Source organism: Niallia circulans, assembly GCF_007273535.1.
GTDB lineage: Bacteria > Bacillota > Bacilli > Bacillales > Cytobacillaceae > Niallia > Niallia circulans_B.
Map to the genome: position 1 here is coordinate 1,133,293 of NZ_RIBP01000004.1, position 15,214 is coordinate 1,148,506.

Here is a 15,214-nt window from a genome sequence, read left to right on the forward strand (position 1 = left end):
AAAGGACTCCAGTCCTTTCCTTTTTTTGATTTCACTGATTTTATTCTGGACTGTCAATTCTATAAATAGGTCATATGTTGAGCAAAAGAAAGGAGGCAAATGATTGCCCCTGACAAGCCTGATTATTTTGTAACAGGTTCTTTCGCATTCCATAACTCTTCTGCCACTTCTACGACTAATTTTAGTTTTTCCCATTGCTGTTCCTCTGTCAGTTTGTTTCCGTGATGTGTGGAAGCAAAACCACATTGCGGACTTAAGCAAAGCTGCTCTAAAGGCACGTGGTTCGCTGCACCGAGAATCCGTGATTTTAATGCTTGTTTATCTTCGAGCTCGCCGAATTTGGATGTAACAACACCTAAAACTACCTTTGCTCCGCCATGGGGAATATGTTCAAGTGGTTTAAAGTCGCCTGAGCGCTCATCATCGTATTCAAGGAAGAAGCCGTCCACTTTCTCTTTCGCAAGCAGAGTTGGTGCGATTAATGAATAGCTACCCTCAAAAGCCCATGTAGACTGGTAATTACCTCTGCATAAATGTGTTGTAACAATAAGATCTTCTGGTTTATCCTCAAGAATGCTGTTAATAACGAAAAGTGCTAAGTCAATCCAATGTTCTCTGCTGTATTCGCCATCATTGAATACATGTTCAGGAGAAGAAAGTCTGGCAATATATACATCATCCAATTGCAAATAGCGAACGCCAGCATCATAAAATGCTTTAATAGCATCACGATAAGCTTGGATGACATCCTGCGTGAAGTCTTCCAGATTCGGATAAATGGACTCATCACGGATTGTGCTGTAGAAAAGCTGGTTTGGGCTTGGAATGGTTTGTTTTGCAACAGCACGGTCTCCAACAATTTCATTAAAAACTTTAAAATCCTCTATAAATGGATGACTTGGATTAAAAGAAATTCTTCCGTTGTTACGAATATTGTATCTTTCTGTTTCCACGCCATCAAACTTGTAACCAGTCTCAGGTACATAGCCCTCAATTCCGTTCAAGTGCTCCAGAAAGTCTAGATGCCACCATGTACGTCTGAATTCTCCGTCTGTGACAGCTTTCAGACCAACTTCAATTTGTTTATCAACAATTCTCTTAATTTCCGCTGTTTCAACAGCGCGAAGTTCATCTTTTGTAATTGTACCCTCTTTATATTCTCGTCTTGCATTATGTAAACTTTCAGGTCGTAATAGGCTGCCAACGTGATCTGCTCTGAATGGTCCATTGTTAAGTAGGTTAGTCATAATTAATTCCCGCTTTCGTTAAGTATTTTTCTAAATGAAAGAAGATAAGGCTCTAAGACGCAAAAAGCCTCTTCTTTGTAAATAAGAAGAGGCGAACATTCACATTGGCTCCTCTTATCTCCAAGCATTAAGCTTCTGGAATTAGCACAGTATTCTTGTTAGAATCTGTTGCTGAGGTATCGCAGGGCCAGTCCCTCCACCTCTCTCGATAAGAAATGAAATTATTTGTTAGGTTTTGAAATATCTGTTTACTAGATTAATTGGAAAAATAGAAATAGTCAAGAAAAAATAATTATTATATCAAAATATTATTTTATTTATTTTTTCTTAAATAGCAGATACATAAAATATGGTGCTCCAATTATAGCTGCCATAATTCCTGCCGGAATTCCGTCAGGATCAAGAATATTCTTGCCGATTGTGTCTGCCGCAAGCAAGAACAAACCTCCTACTAGGAGTGCTATAGGTAAATAAAGCTTATGCCTCGGTCCAACCAATGCTTTAGCAATATGAGGTCCCATCAGTCCGATAAAAGAGATGCTTCCAGTTGCTGAAACTGCAGCGGCAGCCATAGCGACTGCAACAATGGCTAAACTAATTCTTTCCTTTTGAATAGATGCACCAATACCGACTGCAACAGGTTCGCTGAAAGTAAGAACATCGAGCTTATTTGCTTTGTATAAAGTAAAGGGAATGCATATGATTAACCATGGCAGCATGGCAATAATATATGGCCAGTCTGTGCCCCACACATTGCCTGCAAGCCATTTCGAAATAAATTCTACCTTCTCTCTTTCGGCAGAGTTGATAAGAACTACCATGATTCCTGATAAAGCCATGGAAAAGCCGACACCAACTAACACAAGGCGAGTTGGCTGGAAGCCGAGATTTTTATCATAGGAAAAAACATAAATAAGCAGAGCTGAACCAACAGCACCGATAAACGCACAAACAGGAATCATATAAATAAATGATCCAGCATCAATCGGGAAAAACAAGAAGAAGATAGCAACAGCTACACCAGCCCCAGCATTTATGCCAATGATACCTGGGTCTGCCAAATCATTTCTCGTGATTCCCTGCAGGATTGCTCCAGACAGTGAAAGAGCAATACCTGCCAAAAGTGTAACAATGATTCTCGGAAGTCTGACAGAATAAAGAATAAATTCCTCTGTGAACGAACCATTACCAAATAAGGTTGGCAGAAGCCGGGATGGCGCGAAAGCAGCAGATCCAACAGTCAAGCTGATTCCTATTGTTAAGAAAATAAGCACCGCCAGCACTGCGATAGTCCATTTTTGTTTTTTTAGTAAAGCAGTTGATATCATGCGAATTTATTCCCTCCTTTTTTAATGATTAATAAAAAGAAAGGCAAACCTAAAATACTGATTATTGCTGCTACAGGCGTTTCATATGGAGCATTCAGTGTTCTGGCAACAGTATCTGCTAACAGCATGAATATCCCGCCGGCAATAGCTGTTATAGGAAGGAGGAAGCGGTAATCTGTTCCCGCAGCCCAACGGACCATATGCGGCACCATCAGCCCAATGAATGCCATATTTCCGACTAATGCCACAGCAGCTCCAGCAAGAATAGTAATAACGATGAAAAGTAATGTTTTGACTAGAGCAGTTTTCTGTCCGAGCCCGACAGCAACATCTTCACTTAAACTCAAGATAGTAACTTGGCGTGAAAGGAGGAAGGAAATAATAATTCCAATTATAATAGCTGGAAGAATTACTTTTAATTGTCCCCAAGATGTTCCAATAAGTCCGCCGGATGTCCACATAGACACATTTTTGTTAATGTGAAAAAACAGGCTTATTCCTTCAGCGATAGCTGTGAGGAAGGCCGTTACGGCAGACCCTGCCAGCACAAGCTTCAGCGGGGAGTTGCCTCCCTTTCGAAGCATCCCAATGCCAACAACTAAAATGGTACCGATAGCAGCACCGACAAAACAAATTAACATTATGCTGAAATAATTTAACGAAGGGATAAGTGCCATAGACAGTGCCAGTGCAAAATTTGCGCCTGCAGTTAGTCCAAGCAAACCAGGATCAGCAAGCGGGTTCTTCGTTATGCCCTGCATAATTGCACCTGATACAGCTAAAGCGGCACCAACCGCTATTGCGGCAATTTCCCTAGGAAGACGAATCTCCCGTAAAATACTGCTGTTTTGATTGGCATGTTCTGAAGTCAGAGCAATCCATAAGTCTTTTAATGATGTATCAGCAGCTCCAAAAACCATGGAGACAATAAATGCTATAAGCAAAAGAGAAATACCTATTATTAATTTCCATACAAAAGAAATAGATTTGGTCATGTTATATCATCTTTCCTGTTTAGATTTGGATAAACAATATGCTGCGCACAAAGGTGCACAGCATTCAAAGTTAGCATGAAATGATTAGTTTGCTAGAAAATGCTCTTTAAAGAATTCCAATTGATAATCCAATGTTAGCGGATCATTAAAGTAGAATTCATTTGCATTTGCTGTAAACACATGATTGTTTTTAACTGCTGGTATATTTTTATAGGAGTCTGTTTCCTGATAGGAGTTATCTTGGTCTGCGTATTCACTAATAATCAAGTAATCTCCAACATATTCAGGCAGTACTTCTGTTGATAAAGCATAATAACCATCATTAAGTGCCATTTCTTTTACTTTTTCCGGCATTTTCAGCTTCATTGCTTGATAGAGGATTTCTGTTCCACGACCCCAATTGTCGCCGAATACATACATTTGCTTATTGAAGTTCTCGATGACAGAGACAGTTGCATCTTCTCCTATTTTTGCCTTTATTTCTGTTCCAGCTGTTTCAGCTCGTTGCTCGAAATCGTCAATCCAAGCTTGCGCTACTTTTTCTTTATTTAGCACCTTTCCGATTTCAAGATGCTGTGTTAAATAGTCTACCTTTCCATATGTAAAGGTAACAGTTGGCGCTATTTCTTTTAATTTATCAGCGTTTTTTATAGTTGATAATCCAATTATTAAGTCTGGCTTCAATTCGATTATCTTTTCCAGATTCTCATCTGATACTTCTGCCACATCTTTTAACTTGGAATCAAATCTTGGGTTAAGCTTTGACCACGAATCGACGCCGACAACATTAACTCCTAATGACATTACGCTGCCCGCAAAGGAAGATAATACAACAACACGCTGCGGGTCTGCAGGAACCTCGACAGGGCCATTTTCTGATTGGTAAGTGATCGTTTCTGATTTCTTGTCCGTTTCTTTATCATTACTGCTTGTTTCAGCAGCGTTATTTCCGCAAGCACTAACTAGTAGCAACAAGATTAGAATCATTGGCATAAAGAACTTCTTCATTATTCTGTTCTCCTTTAATTAGGTGGTAGGTTAAGCAAATCGGTTTATTTGTGCGAGGGTCTTCCCCTATTTCAGCATCAATTTGAAAAACTTTTCTTAAAATATCCTTTGTCAGGATATCAGTTGGGCTACCCGCTTTAACTACCTCGCCATCTTTCATTGCGATAATATAGTCCGCAAACCTTGCCGCTTGATTCAAGTCATGGAGAACCATTACAATTGTTCTGCCTTGTTCTTCATTTAGCTTTTGCAATAATTCAAGCACTTCCAATTGGTGTGCCATATCTAGATAAGTTGTCGGTTCATCAAGAAAAATAATGTCTGTTTCTTGTGCAAGAGCCATGGCAATCCAAGCACGCTGCCTTTGACCGCCAGATAGTGCATCGACAGATCTGTCTTTGAACTCCATCGTGTTGGTTGATTCTAAGGCCCAATCAATCGCTTCAATATCATGCTTTGTTAGTTTCCCGAATCCTTTTTGATGGGGGAAACGTCCGTAGGACACTAGCTCCCCGACTGTTAAGCCCGCAACACTTTCAGGTGTTTGGGGAAGGATAGCCATTTCTTTCGCAAGCTGTTTCGTATGTATTTTGCTAATATGCTTGCCATCCAATAAAACAGAACCCGATTGGTGCGGGATAATCCGCGTCATTGCTTTTAATAATGTGGATTTTCCACATCCGTTTGATCCGATAATTGTCGTGATTTTGCCATCTGGAATAACTACATCAAGATTTTTTACTATTAATCTTTCGCCATAACTGATGCTTATATCCTCTGTATATAAACGCCCCATCGTATCCTCCTGTGATATTTTTTATGATAAATAAGTGAGAATGATAATCATTTTTGAACAAGTAAATCTTATTATCGTTTCATATTTCTGTCAATATTCCATTGTAAAAAATTTAAAAACAGGTTATGATACTAATTGAGAATGAGAATCAATATAATCCCAAACCATAGGAGTGAAGTGATATGGAAAATACAGAAATATTCGATGTGACGATTATTGGTGGTGGACCAGCAGGACTTTACTCTGCTTTTTATAGTGGTTTAAGAGAAATGAAGACAAAAATCGTTGAATTTTTGCCACATTTGGGAGGTAAACTCCATCTATACCCTGAAAAGATGATCTGGGATGTAGGCGGCGTTACACCACTTCCAGGAGAAAAGCTAAGAGAACAACTTGTGCAGCAAGGATTAACATTTAATCCGGAAGTTGCCTTAAATACAAAGATTTCATCTATACGCAAAAATGCGGAAGGATGTTTTATATTAGAATCAGCCAATGGTGAGCTGCACTATTCGAAAACAGTCATTGTTGCGGTGGGCAGCGGCATACTTACTCCTCAAAAAATAAAAATAGAAGGTGCTGAAAGATTCGAGGTTTCTAACCTGAACTATACCGTGAAATCATTGCTGCAATTCAAGGATAAAACGGTAGTTATTTCAGGCGGAGGCAATTCAGCAATAGATTGGGCACTTGAACTTGAGCCAGTTGCAAAAAAGGTATATATAACATGCCGAAAAGACAGCTTTAGAGGACATGAGGCTAAAGCGACACAGCTTATGGAAAGTAAGGTGGAAATCTTGTTCCATACTTCCATCACGAAGCTTATCGCGAAGGATGGCCATGATACAATTGATTCAGTCGAAGTCACAAATGATCAGACGGAAGAAACAGCATTGATCGATGTTGATGAGGTTGTCATTAATCATGGCTACGAAATGGATTCCTCTTTATTGAAGAACAGTGAATTGGATATAGAGATGCGGGAGGAATACTATATTTCAGGTACAGCTAATAGTGAGACATCTGTTGCAGGACTTTTTGCTGCTGGAGATATTTTGAAGCATGACGGAAAAGTTCATTTAATTGCAGGTGCTTTCCAAGACGCTGCGAACGCGGTTAATAAGGCAAAGCTGTTTATTCAGCCTGAGGCTAATACAAGCGGAATGGTTTCTTCTCATAACGAAGTATTTAAAGAACGCAATAAAGATATTGTTAAAAATATGATGCAATGTGATGATTGTACACAAATGAAGGTAAAAATATAAAAAAAATCCGCTGTAAGTGACAGCGGATTTTTTTCTATTCTACAGAAACTGCCATTCCCAATGCATCAACTGGCTCACCTGTTGATGATAGTGCATAAATGTTGTCTCCGTCTTCCCAAGTTATCCGTGTTTCAGCGTGGTTTTCTCCTGCCGGATAGCTAACTTCAACAAAGCCGTTATCTTTTGGTGCAGGAAGAGAATGGGACTCTAAATATTCAACCATCTCCTTGCCGATTGCTTCTATATCCTGATTGTCAGCAGAAACAGTTTTAACTTGCAGAACCCATCTGCCTTCCTTCCATTGTAGATAAGTGCTTCCTGCTGCACCTTCAACCATTCCTTTAATACCATAGCCTAAATCGACAGACATATCCTCTGGTATATCCTTCTCGTTAAAAGACGGGAACGAATTACTAGTTTCATTGTTAACATTGGCTGAAAACTTTACCAGTGGCTGTGCATTTTCATTTGAAGTTAAGGAAGGATCATTTATATCCTTTTTCGTTTCAGATGAATAGAACCTGACACTATAGCTTTCTTCTGTGTTTTCGTCGATATTAGCAGCAAGATAATTACCGGTGGCTACCGGAACGGTTTGTGGAAGTACAGCCTCTTGCATTTTAAGCTGATTCTTGACGTCAGCTATCAAATCACTGTTTGCATTGTCCTGTGAAGCAGCAGGCTTATTCGTTGTTTGTTCTGCCTGCACCTGATTGCTGTCAGCAGACACCTTGTCGTTATTAGCTTGTTCATTTGCATTGCAGCTTGTGAGAAAAAGGAGACTACCTGTGACCATTATGGGAAAAATCTTCATATTAATTCTCCCTTCTTTTTTCATGTTACTTTTTTATTCCCTATCCTCACAAAAAAATGAGTGAATTTGAAAAAAAACTTTAAGAAAATAATAGAATATGGAGCAGACCAATTTATAGATTATGTAATGAAATGTTACAAATTAAGGTTTCCGAATGAAAGTTAGTGACAATATTAGTATGTTTATATATCACCATACTATTCCTACATTTATAGAAGAAAGTCGAATGTATGAATATAAATGTATAAAATCTATTAATACAATGTGTGAGATTTTCTTCCTTTTTTTTTAAAAAAAGAGAAAGAGTTTTTAGTCATTTTCTCTTTTTTGATAAAAATCAAGTTGTGAATAACTTCGTGTGTTAGTAAATGTAACATTAATTTGGCACACTCGAGGTATTGCTTTCTAGATAGAAATGCGGTTAATATAATAATCACATTAGTAAAATTATTCAAAAAACTTTTTGCGTATATGAATAATTTGGTGCTAATTAAATGGTAGAGAGTGCCGATAAGAGAGAAGTAAAGCTAATTTGAAACAAAACCGTCACGAATTTTCAGATTTGTTTAACTAGTTAAAAATTATACTGGACAGCAAAGACGGTAGTGTACTAGAATAGCAAATATGTTTCAAAGAAATAGAGAAAGAGCTTTGGAGATTTTGTTATTTTCGGAATACTTAAACAAAATGGGGGATTCAAACATGAAAAAGAAGCTTAGTTATTTGTTAGCAACATCTGCTTTAGCGGCAGGAATCTTGGCTGGATGTAGTCCAAAAGGCGAAGGCGGCGCAAGCAGTGATGAAATAAAAATCGGTGTTAACTTGGAGCTTTCTGGTCAGGTAGCATCATATGGTCAGTCGTTAGAAAGCGGTATTGATTTAGCAATTGAAGAAATCAATGCAGACGGCGGAATTGACGGCAAAAAAATCGTCCCAGTAAAGGTTGATAATAAATCAGATCTTACTGAAGCAACAAATGGTGCTCTTAAATTAATTGATCAAGATAAAGTATCTGCAATTATCGGTGCGGCAACAAGTGGTGATACAGTTGCTCAAGTACAAATTGCAAATGATAAAAAGACTGTGTTGCTGACTCCATCAGGAACAGCTCCAAATGTGACGGTAAACGATGATGGCTCTGTTAATGATTATGCATTCAGAACGTCCTTTATCGACCCGTTCCAAGGAAATGTAGCTGCAAACTTCGCATCAGAAAAACTGAATATTAAAAAAGCGGCAATTTTTGCTGACAGTGCCAGCGACTATGCGAAAGGCTTAGCGGCTGCATTTAAAGAAACATTTGAAGCGAATGGCGGAGAAATTGTATCAGAAGAAGCATATGTGGCAAAGGATACAGACTTCAGCTCAACACTGACAAATATTAAAGGGAAGAACCCAGAGTTCGTATTTATCCCAGGTTATTATGAAGAGGTTGGACTAATCATCAAGCAAGCTCGTGAAATGGGTATCACTGTTCCATTTATGGGAGCTGACGGCTGGGATTCACCGAAGCTTATCGAACTTGCTGGTGCAGAGAACTTAAACAACACATATATCACAAACCATTATTCTTCTGAAGATCCAGATGAAAGCATTCAAAAATTCGTTACAGCTTTTAATGACAAGTACAGCAAGAGCCCTGACGCATTCAACGCACTTGGTTATGACTCTGTATACTTGTTGAAGGATGCTTTTGAAAGAGCTGGAAGCACAGATTCAGAGAAAGTGAAAGATGCATTAGCTGAAACAAAAGACCTGTCCTTGATCACTGGTGTAGTTACAATTGATGAAAATCATAACCCAATCAAATCGGCAACAGTGCTTGAATATAAGGATGGAAAACAAGTCTTTAACTCAAAAGTTAATCCTTAATAGTTCAAAAAATGGGGGGGAGCATCCTCCCTATTTTATATTTCAGGAGAAAAAAAGGTTAGTTTTGGAAAAAAGGAGTGAGAGAACATGGAATGGATACAGCAGCTTGTCAACGGCATCTCTCTTGGCAGCATTTACGCACTTATTGCATTAGGTTATACAATGGTTTACGGAATTATCAAACTGATAAACTTCGCCCATGGAGATGTCTTTATGATTGGCGCCTTTATTGGCTTTTATTCGATTACTGGATGGGGGCTTAGCTTCTTTCCTGCCTTGCTTGTATCAATGGCAGCTTGTGCTGTTTTCGGTGTAATCATTGAAAGAATTGCCTACAAGAGGCTTCGTAATGCCACGAGAATAGCAGCGTTAATAACAGCTATCGGCGTATCTTTATTAATAGAATATGTATTTATTTACTTTAGGGGAGCTGGCCTTGTTGCTTACCCGAATGTATTGCCAACAAAAACTTTTGACGTCTTTGGTGCTCAAATCAGCAGCAAGTCATTATTAATTCTAGGAACATCTGTAACATTAATGCTTATTTTGCAATTTATCGTTCATAAAACAAAAACAGGAAAAGCAATGCGTGCTGTTTCTCATGATATGGATGCAGCAAGACTTATGGGAATAAATGTAGACAGAACTATTTCGGCTACGTTTGCGATCGGGTCGGCATTAGCAGGTGCTGCCGGAGTTATCTTCGGTGCATATTATACAAAAATTGAACCATTGATGGGAGTCATTCCAGGCTTGAAGGCGTTCGTTGCTGCAGTACTAGGCGGAATCGGCATCATACCAGGAGCAATGATCGGAGGGCTTATATTAGGCCTTGTCGAAACGGTTGTAAGTGCACTAGGCTTCTCCCTTTGGAGAGATGCTGCTGCATTTATCATTTTAATTTTAATTCTTATCTTTAGACCATCAGGTATTTTAGGTAAGAATACGAAAGAGAAAGTGTAGGTGAGAACGATGAAAAAATCAAAAAGTTTTTGGGTGTTTTTGGTGCTTTCCATTATTGCCTACAGTGTAATCCAATATTTAATCACATATCAAGTAATTGATTCTGTATACAGCAATATGATTATCTTAACAGCAATCAATATTATGCTGGCAGTTAGTTTGCATCTTGTAATTGGGATAACAGGTCAGTTCTCTATTGGACATGCCGGGTTCCTTGCTGTTGGTGCATATGTATCAGCAATTGTAACGATGAAATTACAGTTTCCTTTCCCTGTAGCAATTATTGCAGGTGGTGTTGTTGCTGCTTTAGCTGGATTATTGGTTGGAATTCCGACTTTGAGATTAAGAGGAGATTATCTAGCGATTGCCACACTCGGGTTTGCAGAAATTATTCGTATATTCTTTTTAAATATTGATTATGTTGGCGGAGCTGCCGGTATGCAGGTATCTCACTTAACAACATGGACATATGCTTTTATTTGCTTGTTCATCACTGTTTTGGTCATTGTAAACTTCACGAATTCACGGCATGGTCGTGCCGCAATCTCCATTAGAGAAAATGAGATTGCAGCAGACGCAATGGGAATAAACACGACTTATTATAAAGTTGCTGCATTTGCAATCGGCTCTTTGTTCGCAGGAGTTGCTGGAGCCTTACAGGCACATAATTTCTATATTATCAGTCCAACCAACTTTGGTTTTTTAAAGTCCTTTGACATTCTTATTTATGTCGTTTTAGGCGGATTAGGAAGCTTGTCCGGTTCCGTAATAGCGGCTGTCTTCTTAACGATTATTTCAACATTTCTGCAGGAATATCCATCAACACGGATGATTATTTACAGCCTTGTTCTAGTGATTGTGATGCTGTATCGTCCAAAAGGATTGATGGGTACAATGGAAATCACTGATTTATTCAAGCGGAAAGGAGGCGGCTCAAATGACAAATAATACAGCTCTATTGCAAGTGAAGGGTGCAGGTATTCAATTTGGCGGTCTAAAGGCAGTATCAGAGATTAATATAGAGCTTAACCGCGGTGAATTAATTGGGTTAATAGGACCAAATGGTGCAGGGAAAACAACAACCTTCAACATGCTAACAGGTGTGTATGCACCAACAGAGGGAGAGATTGTGTTTGATGGGAAAAAGCTGACGGGTCTTAAGCCGTTCCAAGTAACAAGACGCGGCATCAGCAGAACCTTCCAGAATATTCGTCTTTTCAATGAATTAACTGTCCTTGATAATGTTAAGGTTGCTTATCATTCCTTAGCGAAGCATTCGATGATAAGCAGCATCCTTCGCCTTCCTTCCCATTTTGCTGGTGAGAAGGAAATGGAGGAAAAGTCGATTGAGTTCCTGAAAATCTTTCAGCTTGAACGCTATAAAGATGAAAAGGCAAAAAACCTGCCGTACGGTCAACAGCGCAGACTTGAAATTGCCAGAGCACTCGCTGCAGGACCTAAATTGCTTTTGCTTGATGAGCCTGCAGCCGGCATGAATCCGCAAGAAACGCATGAGCTCATGGAACTGATTGCATTTATAAGAAAGCAGTTTGACTTAACAATCCTTTTGATTGAGCATGATATGCCGCTTGTTATGGGAATCTGTGAACGCATCTATGTTTTGGATCATGGACAGCTGATAGCAGCAGGAACTCCTGATGTAATCCGCAATCATCCGAAGGTAATTGAGGCATATTTAGGCGAGGAGGTTTCAGAATAATGCTGAAAGTAGAAGACATCAATGTTTATTATGGAAATATCCAAGCATTAAAGGGAGTCAGCCTCGAGGTGAACGAAGGTGAAATTGTAACGCTTATCGGAGCAAACGGTGCAGGAAAAAGCACCCTTCTCAAAACATTGTCAGGACTGTTAAAACCGAAGAAAGGTACCATCCAGTATTTGGGTAAGCCTATTTCAGGAAAAGCAGCCCAAACAATTGTTAAAGCAGGCATTTCTCACGTACCAGAAGGACGCAGAGTTTTCGCCAACATGACCGTTGAAGAAAATCTCGAATTGGGCGCCTACTTACGCAATGATAAAAATGAGATAAAAAAAGACCTAGAAAAGGTATATGAGGTGTTTCCGAGATTACAGGAACGGAAAAAACAATTGTCAGGCACGCTTTCAGGCGGGGAGCAGCAGATGTTGGCGATGGGAAGAGCTATCATGGCAAGACCAAAGCTATTATTGCTTGATGAACCATCCATGGGCTTAGCGCCACTGTTTGTTAAGACAATATTTAAAGTTATCCAGGAAATAAATTCAACAGGAACAACCATTTTATTAGTAGAACAAAACGCCAATATGGCTCTGTCGATTGCAGACAGAGGCTATGTCATCGAAACAGGCAAGGTTGTGCTGTCAGGCACAGCTGCTGAGCTGCAGGAAAGTGACGACTTAAAGCAAGCCTATCTTGGCGGACATTGATGATTTTGGTAAGCTGCCTTTAGCGAGGCGGCTTTTTTTTATGGGGAAATTAAAAAAATGAAACTTTTCTACGCTCTTTTTTCACTAATAAGGGAAGGGGGAAGATGAAGATTGAAGGATAGAAATATAGTGCTTGTCAAAAAAGCGATAAAAGGAAACAGCAAGGCTCTGGAATTACTGCTCCAAAAACATTATGAGCAATTATACAGGACTGCCTATTTATATGTACAAAATAAAGAAGACAGCTTAGATATAGTCCAAGAGACGGCATATCAAGCGTTCAGATCAATTAAATCATTAAAGAAGCCAGAGTATTTCATGACATGGCTGACAAAAATAGTGATTCATTGTGCAATGAACCATTATAGACAAAGAAAAGATGTCATTCCACTAACAGATGAAATTCTTTCAAAACAAACATTACCAAGCACAGAACCGGCATACGAGCTAATGGATGCAATTAAGGAGCTTAAAGAAAGCTTTCGAACAACCCTCATCCTTTTTTATTACCATGACTATTCAATCAAAATGATTAGTGAAGTAATGGAGCTGCCGGAAGGAACGGTCAAGACAAATTTAAGCAGAGGAAAACAGGCGTTAAGAAAATGCTTAAAGGAGGAGATGATCCATGGATAAAGAGAAGTGGATAAAAGAAGTAGACTCCATCGAGGTGCCGAAGGAGGCAGTGTTTCAGGCAATTTCCCAAGGAATTAAACAAGCTGAAAAACCACGTAGGAAAAAACGGATGATTATCGGGGCTCTTACAGCAGCAGCTGCAACACTCATTATCGGTTCAGGCTTCGTTAGCCCTACAGTCAATCAAGTGTTAGCGAAAACGCCAATATTAGGAGAGTTGTATAAAAAGTTTGACGACAAGCTTGGCATGAAGCTGGCAGAAGAGGATATGGTTACTAACCTAAATGAGACTATTACTAAAAATGGGGTGACATTAAAGGTAACGAGTGCTTATTTTGACGGCTTTCAAGTGACAATCGTAGGAGAAGTCTACAAAAAAGGCAAATGGCCGGCAAATGAACCAGATGAAATAAGCTTTGATATGAACTTTGAGAATTACAAGGGGGATGCAGATCCATGGATTAATATGAAATCAGAAAGTTTCAATCAAATTAAGGATGGGTTTGAATTTCATTGGACAATGAATTATCCATACGAGGATATAAAGGAGAACATGGTGCTGCCGGTAACTATTCATTATATTAATGGGGTTAAAGGAGATTGGAAGTTTTCTGTACCTGTTGAACAAAGGGAATTTACAGAAATTGATTTTGCTCATATGGAGGCCTTCGAGTATGGGAGTTACATAGAAACAAAGAGAATACTAGAGGGACCAGAGACTCCGATATTAATTTACAGCATAGCAAATCCAGATGAAAATAATAAGGTATATTTGTCAAAAGCGGTTGATGATAAGGGGAATGAACTGTTTACTGGTATCAATTCATTTTTAGTTGATGATTCTTCTGAAGATGCAATAGAGACTTTTACCTCCCAATTAAATAATTTAGATAAAGAGGCGAATTCTATAACCTTCTATCCAGTGCTTGACAGATCAGAAGACACTTTATATCACGATATGAGTGAATCTGGATTTGTATTGGCAAGTAAAAGGACAGATTTAGCACTTCATGTAAATAGTGTTAAACAAGAAAAAGACAAGCTGATATTAGACTACAATATAACAGGAACTTTAGATAAAGCAAATAGATCAGATTTGATTAATAATTTAGGATATGAATTGACACTGGTTGATGAAAAATATGTGAAGGATATAAATGACCCTTTTCAGCCAGAGGGGCATTCCATTTCACGAAATAAACTTAAGGTTTTAGATAGAGAAAAGCTTCATTTTCAATCTGTATTTGATTTAAACGGGGAGGAAAAGATAGAAGATTTTAAACTGACAGAAACAGTCCTCAGTATTAATTTTTCTATGTATTTCGACTCAGTTAAGCTTGAGCCTTTTACTGTTGAATTGAGAAAATAACCTTAAAAAGATGCTGGGACATAACTATGTGAACCAGCGTAAAGACCGAACTACTTAATCAATTGTCGATTTAATAGTTCGGTTTTTGTTTTTAGTTTAAATACAAAAAATTAGAAATTTTAGTGGAATGGAGCGGAGGCCACTCGACTCCTGCGGGAATAGAGGAAAGGATGAGACCCCGCAGGCGAAGACGAGGAGGCTCATCTTCCTCCCCGCGGAAAGCGAGTGGGTGCAGCGCAAAGAAACGAACTAACTTTCACTCAAAATTTTATTTAGACACAATCTTCATTTTTCAGATTTATTGTAATTTTATTATTCGTGTTTAAAAGGTTATCTTTTGATTTGACCCAGCCTCTTTATTTGTAAGTCAAATCTCAGGTTAATTGAAGATTAAGTAAGAAAATTTACTCAGTAATAGTTTGATATATACCATAACGTACAATGTCCATGTATTATATACAGTAGATATCATGTATTCGTTTACATGAATAATT

Annotated in this window: 14 protein-coding genes and 1 riboswitch; of the genes, 8 read left to right on the forward strand and 6 right to left on the reverse strand. The window is 38.7% G+C overall.

Annotation, left to right across the window (positions count from 1 at the left end; genetic code table 11):
• Positions 1–122: 122 nt before the first annotated feature.
• The 5 genes from CEQ21_RS13630 to CEQ21_RS13650 form a co-directional block, all read right to left on the reverse strand.
• On the reverse strand, positions 123–1,247 hold the full coding sequence (locus tag CEQ21_RS13630) for a 5-methyltetrahydropteroyltriglutamate--homocysteine S-methyltransferase (protein ID WP_185764982.1): 1,125 nt from the start codon (positions 1,245–1,247) through the stop codon (positions 123–125).
• Positions 1,248–1,358: 111 nt separating this feature from the next.
• Positions 1,359–1,462: riboswitch (SAM riboswitch) on the reverse strand.
• Positions 1,463–1,564: 102 nt separating this feature from the next.
• Positions 1,565–2,575 (reverse strand): FecCD family ABC transporter permease, encoded by a 1,011-nt coding sequence (locus CEQ21_RS13635; RefSeq protein ID WP_185764983.1) that lies wholly within the window; start codon positions 2,573–2,575, stop codon positions 1,565–1,567.
• Positions 2,572–3,570, reverse strand: coding sequence for a FecCD family ABC transporter permease (locus tag CEQ21_RS13640; protein WP_185764984.1), 999 nt, complete (start codon positions 3,568–3,570; stop codon positions 2,572–2,574). The genes CEQ21_RS13635 and CEQ21_RS13640 overlap by 4 nt, the downstream gene beginning before the upstream one ends.
• 84 nt (positions 3,571–3,654) lie before the next feature.
• Positions 3,655–4,578, reverse strand: a complete 924-nt coding sequence (locus CEQ21_RS13645) for an iron-hydroxamate ABC transporter substrate-binding protein (protein WP_185764985.1) — start codon at positions 4,576–4,578, stop codon at positions 3,655–3,657.
• Entirely contained in the window at positions 4,529–5,374 is an 846-nt protein-coding gene (locus tag CEQ21_RS13650; protein ID WP_144455030.1) for an ABC transporter ATP-binding protein, read from the reverse strand. The genes CEQ21_RS13645 and CEQ21_RS13650 overlap by 50 nt, the downstream gene beginning before the upstream one ends.
• Before the next feature lie 182 nt (positions 5,375–5,556).
• Between CEQ21_RS13650 and CEQ21_RS13655 the strand changes: the two genes are divergently transcribed.
• Positions 5,557–6,639: an NAD(P)/FAD-dependent oxidoreductase gene (locus tag CEQ21_RS13655; RefSeq protein ID WP_185764986.1), complete on the forward strand. Its 1,083-nt coding sequence runs from the start codon at positions 5,557–5,559 to the stop codon at positions 6,637–6,639.
• A 34-nt stretch (positions 6,640–6,673) separates the two neighbouring features.
• Here the strand turns inward: CEQ21_RS13655 and CEQ21_RS13660 are convergent, their stop codons facing one another.
• On the reverse strand, positions 6,674–7,453 hold the full coding sequence (locus CEQ21_RS13660; RefSeq protein WP_185764987.1) for a hypothetical protein: 780 nt from the start codon (positions 7,451–7,453) through the stop codon (positions 6,674–6,676).
• 702 nt (positions 7,454–8,155) lie between these two features.
• Here CEQ21_RS13660 and CEQ21_RS13665 point away from each other — a divergent pair.
• The 7 genes from CEQ21_RS13665 (at position 8,156) to CEQ21_RS13695 (ending at position 14,720) form a co-directional block, all read left to right on the forward strand.
• Positions 8,156–9,325, forward strand: coding sequence for an ABC transporter substrate-binding protein (locus tag CEQ21_RS13665; protein ID WP_185764988.1), 1,170 nt, complete (start codon positions 8,156–8,158; stop codon positions 9,323–9,325).
• Positions 9,326–9,412: 87 nt separating this feature from the next.
• The gene (locus CEQ21_RS13670; RefSeq protein WP_185764989.1) at positions 9,413–10,288 is read left to right on the forward strand and encodes a branched-chain amino acid ABC transporter permease; all 876 of its coding nucleotides are present in this window, start codon (positions 9,413–9,415) and stop codon (positions 10,286–10,288) included.
• A 9-nt stretch (positions 10,289–10,297) separates the two neighbouring features.
• Positions 10,298–11,236, forward strand: coding sequence for a branched-chain amino acid ABC transporter permease (locus CEQ21_RS13675; protein WP_185764990.1), 939 nt, complete (start codon positions 10,298–10,300; stop codon positions 11,234–11,236).
• Entirely contained in the window at positions 11,226–12,008 is a 783-nt protein-coding gene (locus tag CEQ21_RS13680) for an ABC transporter ATP-binding protein (RefSeq protein ID WP_127738885.1), read from the forward strand. The genes CEQ21_RS13675 and CEQ21_RS13680 overlap by 11 nt, the downstream gene beginning before the upstream one ends.
• A complete protein-coding gene (locus tag CEQ21_RS13685) occupies positions 12,008–12,715 on the forward strand; it encodes an ABC transporter ATP-binding protein (RefSeq protein WP_185764991.1) in 708 nt (235 codons plus the stop codon). Before CEQ21_RS13680 ends, CEQ21_RS13685 begins: the two co-directional genes overlap by 1 nt.
• A gap of 111 nt (positions 12,716–12,826) precedes the next feature.
• Complete coding sequence (locus CEQ21_RS13690; protein ID WP_185764992.1) at positions 12,827–13,351, forward strand: sigma-70 family RNA polymerase sigma factor; 525 nt, start codon at positions 12,827–12,829, stop codon at positions 13,349–13,351.
• Positions 13,344–14,720: a DUF4179 domain-containing protein gene (locus CEQ21_RS13695; protein WP_185764993.1), complete on the forward strand. Its 1,377-nt coding sequence runs from the start codon at positions 13,344–13,346 to the stop codon at positions 14,718–14,720. Before CEQ21_RS13690 ends, CEQ21_RS13695 begins: the two co-directional genes overlap by 8 nt.
• The last annotated feature ends 494 nt before the right edge of the window (positions 14,721–15,214 follow it).